Source organism: Geobacillus vulcani PSS1 (genome assembly GCF_000733845.1).
Taxonomy (GTDB): Bacteria; Bacillota; Bacilli; order Bacillales; family Anoxybacillaceae; genus Geobacillus; species Geobacillus vulcani.
In genome coordinates, this window is sequence record NZ_JPOI01000001.1 from 289,239 (window position 1) to 304,612 (window position 15,374).

Below are 15,374 nucleotides of genomic sequence, written 5' to 3' on the forward strand. Positions count from 1 at the left end.
TCACCTCATTACAGTGCGTCGCCAAAGAGTTGTTCCTCCTCGCTCTTTTGCTGATGTTCTTCTGATTTTGGAATCGCCAGCTTTGCCCGCGCAGCCGGAGATAACCCAAATTCAGATGCGATCGAACGCATTTGCTCATACAATTGTTTTTTCTTTGTGAGCAATGGATGAGGTACCTTGTTTGTTTCTGCAGCCTTGTTTGTATATTCCACCATCAGCCCTTCTTCTTGGATGATTTGTGTACACTTAACATAGTCCGAGTATGCGTCACAGTATGCCGCTAACGCGTTTACATCAACATTCGTAAGCAAATCCAATTCCATTAACTCTTTTGCAATGCGCTTGAACTCTTTTTTGGCTACATCATCAAGCCAGGAGGGTGGTTTGATTTTATCCTTTTTCGGTTTCAGCCGCTTCTCCGTTTCTAGTCGTTGTTCAATTTCCTTTTTTGTCAGACGGTTTTTGTTTCCTTCGAGCAAATGCAAGTGGATCGGCTTTGCGTTTCGTCCCATTTTCCTTCACCTCCCATTTATCCCCATTTACGAGAAAAAACGAATTTTGTGCACGCCGAGGGGCCCGCGCGGTCCATAGCCGCCCGGCTAAAAATTTTTGACCCGCCCCTCCCCATATCGTTGCTTGTCTTCGGCTGTTTTCTTGTTGTGACAAGCATTACATAACGACTGTAGGTTCCCCAATGATAGTCGTAGTGACCAATCAACTCTAATAGGAATAACGTGGTCAACAACCTCAGCTGACGTAATGCGATTATTCCGTAAGCAATGCTGACACAGATAATTGTCACGAACCAACGCTACCTGTCGTACTCGCTGCCACTCTTTACTGTGGTAAAACTCACGAGCCTTCTGATCGCGGAGATGTTCGTCATAGTAACGATGGCGATGGGATTTGTCTTGCTGTTCTTTATGCTGGTGATCTTGGCAGTATCGACCTTGTGTGAGGTTTGGGCAGCTAGGAACGGCGCACGGTTTCAATGGCTTAGCTGGCATATTGTCACTACTCCTTGTCTTAAAAGAAGTGCTTCAGCTTTTCATACAACTCATTTGGCTCTCCTGAAACAATAAACGCCAGCTTTCCATCCACACAAAAGCCAACAACCATGCAGCCATCTGTCTCAGCGATAACGTGCCAGATTATATTCACCTTTAAATCCGGCATGGTTTTCCCTCCAAATAAAAAAGCGCCCAAAAAGGCGCTTAATTAATTTTGCTAAAATCGATATTTTCATCAGCTCTTCGTTTCTCTTTTATAAAAGTTACATTGTAATAAAAGTCTTCAAGCGGAATAAATAAACCATTGTTTTGAGCAAATTCCTTTAGATCTCTATGTGTTCCGTGCTTCCAGGATATTACTTCCACATTAAACCCCATATTCTTTATTAGTTCCAAATCATTTAAAAACCCTTTACCCAACTTCTTTCCGGCTCCATCGCCTGTCAATACAACAAATGTGTGATCATGTCCATTGTTTTTTACAGCTTCTCTAAACATTGAAACTTGAAGTGTTTGGTCAACTCCCACTTCTTTATTTGAAGCTGAGCGTTCAAGTAACTCTAACGTAACGCCTAATCGTCGAACGTGACCCCATAAGTTAGAATTTGGAGGAATACTTCCTACAACATAAGCACTGCCAATCGGACGATTCCTGTGCGCCAATAAAAATAAATTTTTAAAATAGATTCTAAATAATTTTTGATCTTCCTCTGGTTCAAACTCCTTCATTACATGGTTGCGACCAACAATATGAATATTACTATTATCCCAAAAAATGTGAACCTTGCACATAACACCTCTCCTTCCGTCTATCCAATACGACAAAAGGAGAGTTTTTCCTACATCATTCTTTCGTCAAATCTCGACAACATATATACATGTTTTCACCTCAAATAAAAAACGCCACCCGATCGGGTGACGCTGATCCAACATATCTCACGCTATCATCATATCATGTCTGACACAAAATAATCTGTCATCTTTCTGCCAAAAGTCTGCCGTTTTTCTGCAAAAAATATAAACACTTAAATCCATTAAAGTTGTTTAAAAGAACAAAACCCCTTAACACAAGTTGGTTAAGGGGTTTTTGTTATTGTTATGTATGATTGGCCGCTGATTTCCGGGTTCAGCGAGCCGAAACCTTTGCAGGTCCCACTACTATAAGTAGAGGACAATTTTATTATATATAATGGATATATAAATGTCAATAAACAAAATGAGTTGGCATCCTCCATATTTCTTCTTGTATTAACTTGTTTAAATTATCATCTGTATCAACAATAAAGGCAGTAACAAAGAAACATTTATCAAATTTACGATTAAAACGCACTATAACTGCATACCTTTCAGGAACTACAATTGACACCCGTCTTGAATGATCTGTTTTTTTCTTTTTGTTGTCGTAGCCTGCATATATCTGAAGAGATGGATCTTGCAAAACCTTTTTTATCCAATTCATCCTCTTAGCTCTTTCAATGTCAAACTGGCTCTTATCAGCTGAACGACGATCTACACTTTTGAAAAAAGCGTGGGAAAATCTATCCCGATCAAAATATACCGGTAGTCCATCATGAGTATAGATTGGATTACTACAATAATTATTAACGTAGTAATCAAAATATTCCTGCTGGGTGCGCAAGTTTAAAAAAGGTGCATACATTCTAAGTTTAACCCCTCAAATTAATTTTAAACACATTGAATTTTCTTTCTGATTTAGGTGTAGCGTAAATTTCATGCCCCAGCTTTTTCTCTATATACTCGACTACCGATAATTTTGCATTACTACTTTGCAATCGATGATACTTGTACCCTACAGCTCCAATTAACACATCAGCTAATTGTATTAACAAAGATTGCTTTGATTCGATAGCCTGAACATCACCTATATTCGTATTTGCAGACCTTTCCAAAACTCTTTCGAGAGTATGAAGCCTATCAGGAAGCTTATTTTTTTTATGATCTAGATAAATCCAATAAGTCTCCTTCGAATTTAACCAGTGAACCAACAATTGATAGTAAAATTTATAAAATCCCAACTCACTATCAGAATCGTGATACTTAGATAAATTAACAGTTGTTCCATCCACAACAATACAACGAAATCTAATAGGATGTAAGAAAAATACATCGATTAGCTCTAGAAAAAAATCAACCTTAGAAGGACTAACAGTATTCCATTTGTATTCGCCATAAACATTATGTTTATTTTTTAATTGCTTTATCGAATTTTTGATATCTTCACGGATATCATAAGGAACCCAAATTCCACCTAAAATCATATATCGGTCTTTGCTTTTTTCTCCATAAATAACCTCAGGTCTACTTTCATCACAATAGACTTCGATCATCCTTTATTCCTCCACTACAACATCAACAAAATTCTATATTATTCTACAATTTTAGCATCATTTTTTTACAATTTCTAGAATAAATTTCTCAAAAATAAAAAACACCCGTCAAGGGTGCTTTTACTCTTTATAAACCTCTATCCTCAAAATAAACGCCAATTTGTAGAAAGCCCTAGCTTTCATGCGATAATACTGCCGTTCAGACATTCCCATGTCGTTATATAGCTCATAATCGTACAGCATCTCATCGTTCAGGTATCGCTTCACAATCAGCTCGCGTTCTTTTCTATTCAAACGGTTCACACCACGACAAATCCAATCGATGTATTTTTCTCGTTCGCGTTCAAAATCCACCTTGTCAATCACTGCTGATTCTGTAGATGAATGAAAAGCATTGGTGTGAGCAGGAGGAACAAGTGAATATGTGGCTGTTACCTTTGGCAATCGCTCCTCTGGAATCGTAAGGAGATAAAACCGATATTTCTCCAGGGCAGCTTCAACGGCTTCCTTCGTTTTTTCACGATCGATTTCTGGGAGCTTAAACGACAACTGCTTTACCACTCGGACCCCTCCCGGTATAATAGGTTTGAGGACGATATTTTACCTTCATCCTTTTTTTGACCGGGAGAGTCCGGTCTTTTTTAATGGCATTTATGGCAATAGGTTTTTCCGCCGACGACTCCCCATCCGTTTGCCTTCATCTCTGCAATAGCTTCTTTCTTTGTTTTTCCGCGGGGCGCTTTGAAATCGGAAGTATACCAATTTCCACACTTGCTACAACAAGCGTCATAAAACTTAATAACGTCCATAGATACCACCTTTACTTATCGGTTTCTGCAGCGGGTACAACCGCAAAGTCCTAAGCTCCCATCGGCCGGGAAAAGTCCGGTCTTTTTTATTTAGACCCGGAGCTTATGCCTTGCAGTTCTGCGTTTCTTTCGGATCATACTGATTCACAAGCTTGTACCCTTGCAGCTGATACTGTTTGACTTTCCATCTTCGTTTCGTTCGAATTTCATTGTGTGTTTTCGGATGGCGCAAAATATAGATCATTCGGTTCCCTCCTTTCCCTCATAAACTCCAAAAAATGTTCACGAATTTTACACGCTGTCTTTCCACCGATCCCCGGTATTTCTTCCAACTTCCCAAGCCACTCCAGCATCAATTGCGTGTCTAATTCGTTTTGCCGTTTGGCTCCTGCTTCAAATCCTCGATTCCATGCCGCCATGATTTCTGGACGAAAGGGAGAAGTTGTTTTCTCCCTCTCACGTTTGATTTTGCGTAGTGTTTTCCCCACCTCACATCACTACCTTCCAACCTTTTCGGATGCGGCTATCAAGCTCGTATCTTTTCAGTGGTTCATATCGATAGACAGCTTGTCCACCCTCACGTCGATACAGCAGATACCATCTCAGCCGGCGCTTACGCTTGCTCATGACTCGTATACATCCTTTTGTAGTTTTTGGAGAGCGTATAGTCTCAGTGCTCGGAGCTCTCGCGTCGCATCTGCCCAGCCTTCTTCGCTCCTATCTTTCCGTTCGCGCAGCTCGTTGACTAGCTCTTTCAGTCTTTGTATTTCATTTTCGAGAACAAGGATCTCTTTATGCAGCCGTTCGTTTTCTGTCATTGCCTCTTCAAAAAGCTCTTTCCGGTGATCTGCTTCCCGTTTCAACTGTTCACACTTGTCGCCATCTGCCCCAATATTCGCTTTTAATTTCTCCAGTTGCCTCTTCAGCTCATCCCGTTCCGCCACAACTTCCTCATACTTTGTGTATGCGATCACTTTTGGCTTTTGTTGTTCCATCGTATCCTCTCCCTTCAAAATATCTTCAAGCTTTTCGCCGTTTTTATATCGATCAAGTTGTTCCGGTGTCAGCTGATACGTCCGCACTGTCATATCAATATTGTGCGGGCGGTTGCCAAAACGAGGCGGGCCTGAACGATACGGCGAAACCCTCGTGATGGCCGGCATCCCGTTCACCTCACTTCTCATCTATCGGTATGATTGTGATTTCCACTCTCGGCGTCTCGCTGTACCATTTGGAAATATGTAAGTCCACCACCTGGCTGTCATCTTTCCAAATAACGTTTTTGAGCGCGTCTTTGACTCCTTTGACGTAGTTGTCGACATCCGGTTTGCTTGTGGGACGCAGCTGGCCGGCCTCGGCTGCGGCTTTTTTCTTTTTGCTAAAGCTCTTCAAAATAGGTTTGTACACCTTAACCTCAAGGGAAATCGGTCCCTCAATCAATTGTTCCGGCCGATGTTTCGATGCAGCCAATTTCAAATAATGCTTGAAATCTCGTGATTTCTTGGGATCATACATCCGAACGCGGCCATTCACCGTCGTCGCCCTTGGCCGTCCCTGCGCCACGGGCTCGCCATACACAATGAACTTGATCATACTCATTCCTCATCCAACCTTTGCACGTAAAATGGTTGAGCATATTGCTCTTGCAGCTGGCACCGTTTCTTGTTTTTGTACGGGTGTTCGAAATCAATTTTTCTGATGCAATAGGTCTGTGTGATCGTCGTCTTTCGTTCCACATTCGAAACATGTATGACGCATGAAGTTCCTGTGAAGTGTTTACATGTCGGACACACATCCGGGTTGTATCGAACGGGCATGTTCTCGTACTCTACAATTCTTGTTTGTTTCATTTCGCCCCCTCCAATGCTTGTCTGGCTATTTTCCCATAGTCTTTCATAACAGGCGATTCAATAACATCGGCCATATCGTAAGTTACTTCGTATTCGTGGTTTTTTTCGTTTGCATAAAATTCGAGTGCCTTTTCATACCGTTCAATTTTGGCCTGTGCTTCCGCTTGACGCTCTAAACTTCGCAACACTTCGATCACTTCGCGTTTTTCTTTGTTTTCTAAGTGGCTTGCCAGTACACACCCAACCGCTATATTGATTGCGCGGTATACGTCCATGTGTTATCACCTCGCTAGGCGCTTTATTTTGCCCTGTACGTCGTTTTTCTCGCTGTGTGGTACTTTCCTATTACCCTTGCAAGAAAAACGCCGTATGAGCCAAAATACGCGGTTTACGAGCGTGTTAGTTTTTGAGTGGCCAGCAACCTTCGCAACGTGTAGTAGTCCAAGTCATAGACGGATGTGCCTTCATACTCCGTGATGCCCATATCCAGCAGTTGTCGGATCATCATTTGACGTTTGAGCTCCTGAGTGAGTTGAACTTTTTCATAGAGGATGCCCAACGCGATCACCTTCTTCCCAAACAATATCCTCTGTGATCCCCAATCGTTCACACGCCTCCGCCAAACGTTTGCGCCACTCCTGAAGCTTGGTCTCCTCTTTCTGTCGCAACCTCTCCGCATACTCGCAATCGCACGCTGTCACCAGCCATGCTCCGTTCATCACTCTTGTGTATCGCCGCCCCGTTCCGTCGCATTTCACGCACATGGTTTATGCCCCCTTTAACCTGAAATCCTCCCCCTCAACCTCGAGGAGATACGGGCCGCACATCCCGAATAACCGACTCGCTGCCGCAAAACCAATCTTTTCACTTAACGTTCCTTTGTCCTCATTACTGCTAAACAGAATAGGTTTCTGACTTTTATAGCGCTCGTTGATAATCTGGTAATAGAAGTTCTCTTTGGTCTCGCTCCACTTGGCTTTTCCGATATCATCCCAAATCAATACATCCACTCGATTGGCACTCCAAAGCAAGCCGGCCAATGTCTCACCCTCATCGTCAATACGTTTAGCCTGCACGAGCTCGTCCATAAAAGCTATGTCTGAAACAACAAGCGTGCTATACCCGTGTCTCATTAGCCACTTCGCTGCGGCAATTTGAAGGTGCGTTTTTCCTAACCCAAAACTGTTGTGTTTCGCTTTCGCCTCCGATCTTGCAGCGCCTGGCAACTCCCGAATCCTTTGTTCTCCAAAAACCGCAATGAAACCAAGATTGTATTTTGAACCACCTGTTTTAAAGTTTTTTAAATATTCAATTGTGGTATGATACAGACGTTTCTGCACATCGCTTTTTTGAATGTAATTATCAAAACGAGCGTTTTTAAACTCTTCTGGAATAAGAGCGTTTTTAAAACGAGCTCTTAATCTTTTCTGCTCGAGGCACGAACATTCACGGGCAACGTCATAACCTTGTTCATTTTTGTAGATGATGTACCCATTGTCCTTGCATCGAGGACACTCATACTCACCCGCCCCACGCTCGTCTGGCTGCTTCGAGTTCTCTAAGTGCTTGCTCATATGACTTGCCTTCTTTTGCAGATCGGCTAACACCTCGGCGATGCTTGTGAATCGTCCCTCCATCCGTACCCTCTCCCTCTTTTTGCTCGTGATATTTGCTTAGCAACACTTTGCGCACGTATTCGAAAGAATGGATCTCGTCACCGTTGAATTTTGGTTCATACTCGTCAAACACTTGGTCGATCAGTGTAAGGATGTCATCCAGCGGAATCTGCTCCTGCAAGAGTTTTTCTATGGCCGCTTCGTCTTTAGGAGAAAGCGATAGCCCTTTTCCTCTGCGTTGGATATATCTGTTAGCAATCAGTTGGAATGATTGAACATGGTCGTTGCCTATATCATCATCAATATTTTTATTTAAATCTTTATTTATATTTTTTATTTCTTGGTAAGCGAATTCGCTTACTGTAGAGTAAGCAGTTTCGCTTACTGTAGTGTCAGCGTTTTTGCTTACTGTAGTGTCAGCAATTCCGCTTACTGTACTTTCTTTTGTTGACTGTAAGCGCCATGTATCATAATCCTTGTTGAACGCTAGCTTTCTGGACTTTGAAAACGATCCTTCCTCGGTAATGATAACGATATTGTTTTCGATCAGCTTATCCAGCTCTTGTTTTATGCGCTGCTTATGAATGCCTGTAGCTTCGGCCAAGAAGGATAAGGACATCTCATGATCCTTGCGGTTAAACCCGTAGGTGTATCGCCATATCACTAAGATCAACCGAAATTGAGTCGGGCTGAGCTTGGTCAGCGCCAAATGCTCTAAAATTTCATTTGCGATTTTGGTATATCCGTTCTCAAGCTGCACGTCTGCCAAGCTCAACACCCCCTATTTCTTGACACATATCACATACGACCCTTCAACCCTCACCGGCTTTAAGCCGGGATGGCTGCTTTTGATGTATCCCTTGATGTACTCGATGTAGAGCTTCTTGTTGCCGGCAGCCATCCATTTGTAGCAATGTGGGATTGCAATGCGGTATTCCAACATGATGATTCACCTTACATATCGAAAGGCAAATCTTCGTCACTAATCTCAATTACTTCACCATCGAATGGGTCGATATTATCTGGCTGTGGTTCTGGTTGTGCTACATGTTGCTCTGGTTGCTGCTGTTGTGCTTGTTTTTGCTGCGCCTGCTGCCTTACCGCCTCAAACATCAGCTCGATGCCTTTTTTAATGACTGGATCCGCGCGGTCTTGTTTAAGCAGCCATTCGAGATAGTCTGGCTGTGCTTTGTAAATCTCCTTCAACGTTTTCCCTTTATGTTTGCCGAACGTCAATTTGATTTGTGCCGCATCTTGTGCTGTCATTGTCTCGACTTGCTCCGACTGAATGAACTCCTGCATATCCTCGATGTCTTGCGTGAACACTTCTGACAAACTGGCAAGTGTCAGTGTCGCATCAATCTGTGCGCGTTTCTTCGCCATTTTCAAGCACGTATTCGCAAGTGTGTATGGGTCTTGGTTGACATATTTTCTTTCCCGCGTATTGCAGTGACCGACGCCTTCTGTGATCTTCATTCCATTTTTGTAGATGACGCACCGCACCGTGAAAGCGAAAAATCCCTTGTCGTAGTCCTGCACGCGCTCGATGACCTCGTATTCACTAGTAACTCCGAGCAACATTTGAATTTTTTCTGCGCCAGGCTTTAATAGCGTTGGCTTTTGAGTGCCAGGAATCACACCATAGTCATGGTTTGCTTTCAACGTATTTTGAACGACGACTTGGAACTGATTGATTTTCGCAAGCGTTGATTGAACAGCGCCAATATCGACACTTTCGATGATCGACAGGGAATTGGTTTGTTGTTTTGCGACTAGCTCGGCCATGTCATTCTACCTCCACACCGAATGTGATGGTCTCCGGTTTCACAACGACACCTGGAACAACTTGTCCATTTTCATCGACGACGACTTGCCGGCCATTGGCTTCGACTACTTTCAGCGTCTTTTTGAGGTCGCCCCATTTGACCGATTCCTTGATGAACTCCGTCATGCCGTTTTCTTTGACATGCTGTAAAAGAAGATTTTCGTCTGCTTTTTCCGGCTGTGCTTTCGTTTTACGCGCCTTTGATTTACCATATGGAGTAGAAAGTGTTTTGGCTTTTGGGTCCTCTTGCAGCACTTTTGCATGGTATTCCTGAATCAGCTGCTCGAAAAATTCGATATTCTGCTGGATGGATTTCTTTTGCTCTTCCTCCCAGCGATCAATGCGCTCACGTTCGGCTTGTGCCAGTTGCTCAACTTCTGCCGCTTTAGCTTTGTATGCCGATAGTTTGCGAAAAGCCCAATTTAAACTATCGATGCCAGTGATTTGAAATCGTTGTTTCAGTTCCTCTTGGTTTTCGATTTCTTGCAACTCGAATTCTTGTAAAACGTTCATCTTACTTCCCCTTTCATTTTCATAAAGTTTTGTCGTTGTATATTAAGCTCTAAATATTGGTGATACTGCGCTGCGTTTTTAAACTGAAATATCGGTCTACCAGCTTTATTGAAACTGATTTGTCCACCAACTTTATGCAAACGCCACTGATCGAACTTATCAGAACTGAACGGAATGGTGATTGTTCTTGCCACCTTCCCCACCTCCATTTGATTTTTCTGAGGCGATCCTGTACCATGTAAGTAACGGTTCATAGTTCATAGGAGAATCACCGTTGGCGCCTCGCTCCCTCGGCGAGGCGTTTCTCAAGTTATGCCTGTTTTGGCCGGCCGAATTTGCCGCAATAGTCATAGGCGCACCATACATCTTGGTGAATCATCAAGCCGTCAATAAACTCAATGACATCATCCCCCTCGACAATTTCCCCACCGCACCCCTCGCAATAGCCCACAACGCAAGGTTCTTGTTGCTGAATCGGATGCTTGTTAGAAATGATCGGATTTTCAATCACGCTGGCTCACCTCCTTTCAGTGTTTCAATGCGTTTTCGGATCGCCTGTATGCTTCGTCCTGTTCGGGCAGACAGAACCTCGATCGGTTGAACCCCGTAGTGGTTGAGGATGTAGAAATCTTCCTCCTCTGTCCACCTGCCTGTCTTACCACAAGCGCTGGCCTCTCCGTTGTTGCTCCACAACGGTCTAGCAAGTTCTTGCATACGCCGGCCATGAGGGCATTGTCGACATAATGGCACGTAGGACTCGTTCTTATGTCCGTACGGGCATTGCTGACAATACTTATCCAGGATCTCCAACACTTTCATGCGGATACGACGCTTCTCTGTCTTCGTCAAGATCATCACCTCCTTTCTGGTGCACATCGGCAGGCACAAGAACGCTGGAAAAGGGGGATAGGGAAACAGCGTTCCTGTACCTGACGACAGGCACCAGGCCTGTCATTGTGTCGGGGGATGAAAATGTGTTATATTGTCATTGGGCTGGTTTTTCTACGTTGCAACGCCGCTTTGAGACATTTGCGGCGGATTGCAACTTTTTGTTTTTCTCGCTTTAGGACAGCTACTTCGCCCCAATTCCGACGGCGGCGATGAATCTCAATTTCTTGCACCAATCGCGCTTCCCAGTTTAGAAGATCCATATATTCGTCCCAAGACGGATTCAAATAGTTTGGTGTATACATCACTCATTCCCCTTTCCGATAATCGCTGTAATATTGATTCCGCGTTCTTGTAGCGTCGCGATCAGTTCAGCTAGCTGATCGTGTTCTCTCTTCCGCCGCAGTAGCTCGTCCAGCTCTCGACGACAGCGTCGGTATTCTTCGACCCAGCGATCGGCTTCATCAAACTGCCCATTCACCCATGCCACTCGCGCGTAGTCCAAGTAGAGGCAGCCGCAACCCCATATCTTTTCTGCCAACTCCCGATCTTGCTCAAGGACGTTCATGCTGTCACCTCCTTTCCTTGAGACCAAAGCGTTCCGGATACTTTTCCATCGCCTTGAAAACCGTTCGGAGTGTCAACCGGTTTTCATGGACGATTTTGCCGTCCATAAACGTCAGTTCAACAATGATGTTTCGATCGACATCGAGAAAGCTGATAGCGTATGTCGGTTCCGCTACGGTTTCAAACTCCATGACAGTGGCTTCAATCGGCTGGATATTCGGCTGGCTGTTGTATCGGGCAGAGATCTCATCAGTAACATGCGACGGCAACTCATCGAACGAGACATGTTTGACTTGCATCATCATTCACTCCTTCTCCCAATTTTTCGATTAGGCGCCACTTGATCCAAATAGGTCGAATTTTCTTCAATCCAGCGAAACACCTGATCGCGAGGATACCGGGCGCGAATGTGCGTGAGCTTTGGAAAGCCTGGAATATCGGTTAAACTGCTTACCGTGGAAAGCTGGACCTGGAAGATTTCTGCTAAATCTTTCCTAGTGAGGACTGGAGGGTAGCTATATCTCTTTCGCCCTTCCTCCACCCCCAACTCATACGCTTGGCGGACGAGATCCTTCACGTATTTATCAATGTCGGGAACCTGCACCACCATTTGCATGACAACTTCCCTTCCTTTTTTGCAGGAATTTCCTCCTTCCTTGTCGAATTAGGACGATGGAAGGAGGTGAGAAAATGTATTTTGTCATTGAAAGAGCCTCAAACGGTCTTTACTACTTCGTCATTAAATCCGGGAATCACGAAGTAGTAGCTACAAGCGAAACTTACTACTCTAAAGAGAATGCAAAAAGAACTATTGAAGCAATTAAACAAGGAGTAAACCCAAATTCTCGAGTGATTGATAACACTTAAATCTTTCCATTAACTTTGTTACTTAATGACAAAAGTTGTGCTGCAATTTCTTGCAATTGTTTAGCAATCGTTTCAGCCGTCGTCCCCTCGGCGGCTTTCTTTTCTAGCTCGGCAACGCGCTGTTCCAATTCGGCTAACCGTTGTTCGATGTTCATTTCTCCTCACCCCCTTTCACGCTGTTTGGTCTTTCTTTAGCAACAACCGAAATGTTTCTTTCCCACGTGGGGTAATCAACGTTTGCACATCGGCCTTCCCGTTTCGAGCGAATTCTTTCAGTTTGAATAGTTCTGGCACATACTGCGCATATGGTTTCAATTTTCCTTTTTGATCTCTGTAAACAAATTTGTTATCGAGGAGCCATTCGATGAAATACCGTTCTTTCACCTCAAGCTCTTTGGCTGTATCTCTAAAGTTGGTGAGTAGATTCCGATCAACCAAGGCGTCAAAATAGTCTGCTTTCGGCTTCATCGCCGCGATCTGTTCATTTTGCCGGCGCACGGTTTCCAACACACCACGAAACATCAGCTTGGTCTGCTCATCGGCAAATGGAAGATACGTATTGATGAACATTTCATCGTTTGAGACATAGCCGCCCGTTTTGCGGATGGTTGGCAACACCTCTGCGGTTACCCAACGCTTGAACTGCTTTGCCTTTTCCTTGATCTCTGGGTTGTTTCCTTGCTTCGCTGCGCCGAAGATTAAGCTGTAAAGACCGGATTCGTTAATGAATTTTTTGTTTTGCTTTCCGCCCGAAGTAAGGACTGGATGGACCGTCGAGTCCTCTTCGTCAACGTGATTAGCAATCGCTTTGTGCGGATCGGAAAACGATAATGCCTTTGCCGCCTCTACCCCTCCGAACCACTCGACTCCTCCAACGACGAGAACCGGTAGCTCACCAAACACTTCATGATTGAAAACTTTTGGTGTATTACTCATTTAACTTCCTCCTTTTGTTCCCCATAAGTTAACTCACCAACCAAAAAAATATCATCTGGTTTTTTGTTAAAAACACGAGCGATTTTTACAGCCATTTCATATGAAAGCCCTCTTTTTCCTTGTTCGATCTGCCAATAATACGGTTTGCTAATGCCGACTTTATCTGCCACATCCTGCAACGTCATTCCTTCTCTTTTTCTTATGTTAATCAGTTTTTCTCTCCGTCTGTTCAACTCGTTACCTCCTTTCATTAGTTAACCTTAGGTTAACTTAATTATAGATTAACCTATAGTTAACTGTCAACAGAAAAATTACTTATTTGTTAACTTCATTTACGTTAGCTTTTAGTTAACTTATAATATCTATAGAGCGACTAAATTAGCGGGAGGTTTACAAATGAGTTTCCCCCAAAGATTAAGGATGTTAAGAAAAGCAAAAGGTTTGACACAAGAAGAACTGGGACGGAGAGTTAATGTTACTAAGGTATCAATTTCGGGATATGAGAATGGAAATAGAACACCAGATATGGATACTTTAAAAGCTTTGGCTGATGTGCTGGGTGTAAGTGTTGACTACCTATTAGGGCGAAACAATATTCAATCTGACGACACAAATCTCCCCGCCCTCACCGAGAAAGACGAACGCGACATCCAAAAGGAGCTGGAAAAGATCATCAACGGACTCAAAACAGGAAGCGGTTTCGCTGCATTCGGCGGAGTAGACATCGACGAACTCGACGAAGAAGATCGGGAACTACTGATCGCATCTCTGGAAAACTCGCTCCGCCTTGCTAAGCGCATCGCAAAACAAAAGTTCACGCCGAAGAAATACAATAACTAGTTAAATGCATTCAAAGGAGTGAATGCAATGAGACATTTGGGAAAAGTTTTAAGAGAACTAAGAGGCAACACTTCCTTAAGAGAAGCGAGCAAACGCATTGGCATCAGTCATAACTATTTGCGTAACTTAGAAAAAGGCATTGACCCTAGAACTAAACAACCTATCTCCCCTTCTGTCGACACTCTAAAAAAGATTTCTAAAGCATATAGCTATCCTTATGAAAAGCTTTTACAGATAGCCGGGTATATTGACGACAACAACAAAGAAAGATCCAATATGCCTATTGATTACTCAACAACAATAGGCAAAAGAATTGCGTTATTGCGAAAGAAAAGAGGTCTTTCTCAAGAGGAGTTTGCAAAGAAAATTAACGTTTCACCTTCGACCGTTGCGATGTGGGAGGTAGGAAAAAGAGAGGTCAGATCATCTACTCTCTCTGAGCTAGCTCAATTTTTTAATGTGTCAACCGATTATCTGCTCGGTAGAACAGACGATGCATCACCCGTTTTTCAGCAATTAATCAAACCAGAATTCGGTAGTTACATCAAAGCCTTACGTGAGAAAAAAGGATTTACAGTCAATCAACTAGCTCTATATTCAGGAGTGAGCTCTGCCCAAATATCGCGTATCGAAAATGGACTGAGAGGGATTCCCAAGCCTGAAACAATTAAAAAATTATCTGAGGCACTAGGTCATTCCTATGAAGTTCTTATGAAAGTAGCTGGTTACATAGATAATAGCACCAGAGTAGATAGTCCTAATCATAATCATTGCATCAAGGAAGTGGCTGATATTTTCGGGGTCACAAAGGATTACTTATTGGGAAGAACAGATACACTTGAACCAAGTGTAGAAAACAAACAGTATCGTTCCAAAAACCTACCCTTTGACAAACAAAAATTTGCCGAATTATTAGAGAAAGCAAAAGGAAACAGATCAATAAACCACTATGCTCAAAAATCGGGTGTTACATCTGCTCATATATCAAGGTTACTCAGATGCTTATTAGACAGCCCTCCCGCCCCACAGACGATAAAAAAACTGGCCGATCATGCACACAACGGGGTTACTTATCAAGACCTTATGGAAGCTGCCGGATACATTGCTGAAAACAACATAGAAGCTAGATATGACGTTCAAATCCAACTAGAGGAGATTATGAAAGAACTCAAAAAAGAAAGTAGTCCCATAACTTTTAGAGGACGAGCGCTTAATATGTTAGACACAAAAGATCGCGATCTTCTTATTACATGTTTTGAAAATCTCCTCCGTTTAACTGAACAAATCGTTTGCACAAAAAATGAT

27 protein-coding genes and 2 pseudogenes are annotated in these 15,374 nt (G+C 43.2%); 4 read left to right on the top strand and 25 right to left on the bottom strand.

All coding sequences use genetic code 11. From position 1 onward, the window contains the following. Positions 1-8: 8 nt before the first annotated feature. The 22 genes from N685_RS0101565 to N685_RS0101700 form a co-directional block, all read right to left on the bottom strand. Positions 9-512, bottom strand: coding sequence for a phage terminase small subunit P27 family (locus tag N685_RS0101565; protein ID WP_031405284.1), 504 nt, complete (start codon positions 510-512; stop codon positions 9-11). 87 nt (positions 513-599) lie between these two features. Beyond that, the gene (locus tag N685_RS18705) at positions 600-1,007 is read right to left on the bottom strand and encodes an HNH endonuclease (protein ID WP_031405286.1); all 408 of its coding nucleotides are present in this window, start codon (positions 1,005-1,007) and stop codon (positions 600-602) included. Between the two features lie 19 nt (positions 1,008-1,026). Further along, positions 1,027-1,176 carry a hypothetical protein gene (locus N685_RS19415; protein ID WP_156961363.1) on the bottom strand — a complete coding sequence of 50 codons (150 nt, stop codon included), beginning with the start codon at positions 1,174-1,176 and terminating at the stop codon, positions 1,027-1,029. A gap of 38 nt (positions 1,177-1,214) precedes the next feature. Beyond that, positions 1,215-1,802: an NYN domain-containing protein gene (locus N685_RS0101580; protein ID WP_031405288.1), complete on the bottom strand. Its 588-nt coding sequence runs from the start codon at positions 1,800-1,802 to the stop codon at positions 1,215-1,217. Between the two features lie 412 nt (positions 1,803-2,214). Continuing rightward, a complete protein-coding gene (locus N685_RS0101585) occupies positions 2,215-2,670 on the bottom strand; it encodes a hypothetical protein (RefSeq protein ID WP_031405290.1) in 456 nt (151 codons plus the stop codon). Between the two features lie 7 nt (positions 2,671-2,677). Next, positions 2,678-3,358 carry a DUF3800 domain-containing protein gene (locus tag N685_RS0101590; protein WP_031405292.1) on the bottom strand — a complete coding sequence of 227 codons (681 nt, stop codon included), beginning with the start codon at positions 3,356-3,358 and terminating at the stop codon, positions 2,678-2,680. A 120-nt stretch (positions 3,359-3,478) separates the two neighbouring features. Then, complete coding sequence (locus tag N685_RS0101595) at positions 3,479-3,919, bottom strand: ArpU family phage packaging/lysis transcriptional regulator (RefSeq protein WP_031405294.1); 441 nt, start codon at positions 3,917-3,919, stop codon at positions 3,479-3,481. A gap of 351 nt (positions 3,920-4,270) precedes the next feature. After that, a complete protein-coding gene (locus N685_RS19420) occupies positions 4,271-4,411 on the bottom strand; it encodes a hypothetical protein (RefSeq protein ID WP_156961366.1) in 141 nt (46 codons plus the stop codon). A 379-nt stretch (positions 4,412-4,790) separates the two neighbouring features. Continuing rightward, on the bottom strand, positions 4,791-5,162 hold the full coding sequence (locus N685_RS0101610; RefSeq protein ID WP_237746861.1) for a hypothetical protein: 372 nt from the start codon (positions 5,160-5,162) through the stop codon (positions 4,791-4,793). 178 nt (positions 5,163-5,340) lie between these two features. Then, entirely contained in the window at positions 5,341-5,760 is a 420-nt protein-coding gene (locus N685_RS0101615) for a RusA family crossover junction endodeoxyribonuclease (RefSeq protein ID WP_031405298.1), read from the bottom strand. A 253-nt stretch (positions 5,761-6,013) separates the two neighbouring features. Further along, positions 6,014-6,292, bottom strand: a complete 279-nt coding sequence (locus tag N685_RS0101625; RefSeq protein ID WP_031405300.1) for a hypothetical protein — start codon at positions 6,290-6,292, stop codon at positions 6,014-6,016. 113 nt (positions 6,293-6,405) lie between these two features. Beyond that, positions 6,406-6,627: a hypothetical protein gene (locus N685_RS19660; protein ID WP_162176086.1), complete on the bottom strand. Its 222-nt coding sequence runs from the start codon at positions 6,625-6,627 to the stop codon at positions 6,406-6,408. Between the two features lie 157 nt (positions 6,628-6,784). Then, positions 6,785-7,591: an ATP-binding protein gene (locus N685_RS0101640; protein ID WP_031405303.1), complete on the bottom strand. Its 807-nt coding sequence runs from the start codon at positions 7,589-7,591 to the stop codon at positions 6,785-6,787. Then, positions 7,539-8,393, bottom strand: a complete 855-nt coding sequence (locus tag N685_RS19890; protein WP_237746933.1) for a replication protein — start codon at positions 8,391-8,393, stop codon at positions 7,539-7,541. Before N685_RS19890 ends, N685_RS0101640 begins: the two co-directional genes overlap by 53 nt. Before the next feature lie 194 nt (positions 8,394-8,587). Next, positions 8,588-9,418, bottom strand: coding sequence for an exodeoxyribonuclease X C-terminal domain-containing protein (locus N685_RS0101655; protein ID WP_031405307.1), 831 nt, complete (start codon positions 9,416-9,418; stop codon positions 8,588-8,590). A 1-nt stretch (position 9,419) separates the two neighbouring features. Then, positions 9,420-9,971, bottom strand: coding sequence for a host-nuclease inhibitor Gam family protein (locus tag N685_RS0101660; protein ID WP_031405308.1), 552 nt, complete (start codon positions 9,969-9,971; stop codon positions 9,420-9,422). Further along, on the bottom strand, positions 9,968-10,165 hold the full coding sequence (locus N685_RS0101665; RefSeq protein WP_237746862.1) for a hypothetical protein: 198 nt from the start codon (positions 10,163-10,165) through the stop codon (positions 9,968-9,970). Before N685_RS0101665 ends, N685_RS0101660 begins: the two co-directional genes overlap by 4 nt. A gap of 116 nt (positions 10,166-10,281) precedes the next feature. Next, the gene (locus N685_RS0101670) at positions 10,282-10,482 is read right to left on the bottom strand and encodes a hypothetical protein (RefSeq protein WP_031405312.1); all 201 of its coding nucleotides are present in this window, start codon (positions 10,480-10,482) and stop codon (positions 10,282-10,284) included. A gap of 466 nt (positions 10,483-10,948) precedes the next feature. Next, positions 10,949-11,164 carry a hypothetical protein gene (locus N685_RS0101680; RefSeq protein WP_031405316.1) on the bottom strand — a complete coding sequence of 72 codons (216 nt, stop codon included), beginning with the start codon at positions 11,162-11,164 and terminating at the stop codon, positions 10,949-10,951. After that, positions 11,164-11,427: a hypothetical protein gene (locus N685_RS0101685; protein ID WP_031405318.1), complete on the bottom strand. Its 264-nt coding sequence runs from the start codon at positions 11,425-11,427 to the stop codon at positions 11,164-11,166. The genes N685_RS0101680 and N685_RS0101685 overlap by 1 nt, the downstream gene beginning before the upstream one ends. 4 nt (positions 11,428-11,431) lie before the next feature. Next, a complete protein-coding gene (locus N685_RS19430; protein ID WP_031405320.1) occupies positions 11,432-11,725 on the bottom strand; it encodes a hypothetical protein in 294 nt (97 codons plus the stop codon). Positions 11,726-11,727: 2 nt separating this feature from the next. Continuing rightward, on the bottom strand, positions 11,728-12,042 hold the full coding sequence (locus N685_RS0101700; protein ID WP_033842294.1) for a phage protein: 315 nt from the start codon (positions 12,040-12,042) through the stop codon (positions 11,728-11,730). Between the two features lie 74 nt (positions 12,043-12,116). On the opposite strand from N685_RS0101700, the gene N685_RS18720 reads away from it, so the two are divergent. After that, on the top strand, positions 12,117-12,293 hold the full coding sequence (locus N685_RS18720; protein ID WP_071880149.1) for a YegP family protein: 177 nt from the start codon (positions 12,117-12,119) through the stop codon (positions 12,291-12,293). Here the strand turns inward: N685_RS18720 and N685_RS19435 are convergent. From N685_RS19435 to N685_RS0101720, 3 genes are read right to left on the bottom strand one after another with little or no spacing between them, the layout of a single operon-like run. Continuing rightward, a complete protein-coding gene (locus N685_RS19435; protein ID WP_156961368.1) occupies positions 12,290-12,448 on the bottom strand; it encodes a hypothetical protein in 159 nt (52 codons plus the stop codon). The two genes, N685_RS18720 and N685_RS19435, sit on opposite strands and share 4 nt — an antisense overlap. Positions 12,449-12,464: 16 nt before the next feature. Next, a complete protein-coding gene (locus tag N685_RS0101715; RefSeq protein WP_031405323.1) occupies positions 12,465-13,229 on the bottom strand; it encodes a phage antirepressor KilAC domain-containing protein in 765 nt (254 codons plus the stop codon). Next, positions 13,226-13,462: a helix-turn-helix transcriptional regulator gene (locus N685_RS0101720; RefSeq protein WP_337588970.1), complete on the bottom strand. Its 237-nt coding sequence runs from the start codon at positions 13,460-13,462 to the stop codon at positions 13,226-13,228. The genes N685_RS0101715 and N685_RS0101720 overlap by 4 nt, the downstream gene beginning before the upstream one ends. Positions 13,463-13,625: 163 nt before the next feature. On the opposite strand from N685_RS0101720, the gene N685_RS0101725 reads away from it, so the two are divergent. From N685_RS0101725 to N685_RS19940, 3 genes and pseudogenes are all read left to right on the top strand, one after another. Then, complete coding sequence (locus N685_RS0101725) at positions 13,626-14,069, top strand: helix-turn-helix domain-containing protein (RefSeq protein ID WP_031405327.1); 444 nt, start codon at positions 13,626-13,628, stop codon at positions 14,067-14,069. Positions 14,070-14,096: 27 nt separating this feature from the next. Continuing rightward, a pseudogene (locus tag N685_RS19935) lies at positions 14,097-14,537 on the top strand (helix-turn-helix domain-containing protein); the annotation flags it as partial. 51 nt (positions 14,538-14,588) lie between these two features. After that, positions 14,589-14,805, top strand: a pseudogene (locus N685_RS19940) (helix-turn-helix domain-containing protein); the annotation flags it as partial. Positions 14,806-15,374 lie beyond the last annotated feature (569 nt).

Bases quoted from the DNA above. Each gene is read 5' to 3' on its own strand.
- N685_RS0101725 (WP_031405327.1), top strand. From the start codon at position 13,626: ATGAGTTTCCCCCAAAGATTAAGGATGTTAAGAAAAGCAAAAGGTTTG.
- N685_RS0101685 (WP_031405318.1), bottom strand. From the start codon at position 11,427: ATGAACGTCCTTGAGCAAGATCGGGAGTTGGCAGAAAAGATATGGGGT.
- N685_RS0101580 (WP_031405288.1), bottom strand. From the start codon at position 1,802: ATGTGCAAGGTTCACATTTTTTGGGATAATAGTAATATTCATATTGTT.
- N685_RS0101715 (WP_031405323.1), bottom strand. From the start codon at position 13,229: ATGAGTAATACACCAAAAGTTTTCAATCATGAAGTGTTTGGTGAGCTA.
- N685_RS18705 (WP_031405286.1), bottom strand. From the start codon at position 1,007: ATGCCAGCTAAGCCATTGAAACCGTGCGCCGTTCCTAGCTGCCCAAAC.
- N685_RS19415 (WP_156961363.1), bottom strand. From the start codon at position 1,176: ATGCCGGATTTAAAGGTGAATATAATCTGGCACGTTATCGCTGAGACA.
- N685_RS0101700 (WP_033842294.1), bottom strand. From the start codon at position 12,042: ATGCAAATGGTGGTGCAGGTTCCCGACATTGATAAATACGTGAAGGAT.
- N685_RS0101655 (WP_031405307.1), bottom strand. From the start codon at position 9,418: ATGGCCGAGCTAGTCGCAAAACAACAAACCAATTCCCTGTCGATCATC.
- N685_RS18720 (WP_071880149.1), top strand. From the start codon at position 12,117: ATGTATTTTGTCATTGAAAGAGCCTCAAACGGTCTTTACTACTTCGTC.
- N685_RS0101565 (WP_031405284.1), bottom strand. From the start codon at position 512: ATGGGACGAAACGCAAAGCCGATCCACTTGCATTTGCTCGAAGGAAAC.
- N685_RS0101680 (WP_031405316.1), bottom strand. From the start codon at position 11,164: ATGTATACACCAAACTATTTGAATCCGTCTTGGGACGAATATATGGAT.
- N685_RS19435 (WP_156961368.1), bottom strand. From the start codon at position 12,448: ATGAACATCGAACAACGGTTAGCCGAATTGGAACAGCGCGTTGCCGAG.
- N685_RS0101590 (WP_031405292.1), bottom strand. From the start codon at position 3,358: ATGATCGAAGTCTATTGTGATGAAAGTAGACCTGAGGTTATTTATGGA.
- N685_RS19420 (WP_156961366.1), bottom strand. From the start codon at position 4,411: ATGATCTATATTTTGCGCCATCCGAAAACACACAATGAAATTCGAACG.
- N685_RS0101610 (WP_237746861.1), bottom strand. From the start codon at position 5,162: ATGGAACAACAAAAGCCAAAAGTGATCGCATACACAAAGTATGAGGAA.
- N685_RS19430 (WP_031405320.1), bottom strand. From the start codon at position 11,725: ATGCAAGTCAAACATGTCTCGTTCGATGAGTTGCCGTCGCATGTTACT.
- N685_RS0101585 (WP_031405290.1), bottom strand. From the start codon at position 2,670: ATGTATGCACCTTTTTTAAACTTGCGCACCCAGCAGGAATATTTTGAT.
- N685_RS0101615 (WP_031405298.1), bottom strand. From the start codon at position 5,760: ATGATCAAGTTCATTGTGTATGGCGAGCCCGTGGCGCAGGGACGGCCA.
- N685_RS0101640 (WP_031405303.1), bottom strand. From the start codon at position 7,591: ATGAGCAAGCACTTAGAGAACTCGAAGCAGCCAGACGAGCGTGGGGCG.
- N685_RS0101625 (WP_031405300.1), bottom strand. From the start codon at position 6,292: ATGGACGTATACCGCGCAATCAATATAGCGGTTGGGTGTGTACTGGCA.
- N685_RS0101660 (WP_031405308.1), bottom strand. From the start codon at position 9,971: ATGAACGTTTTACAAGAATTCGAGTTGCAAGAAATCGAAAACCAAGAG.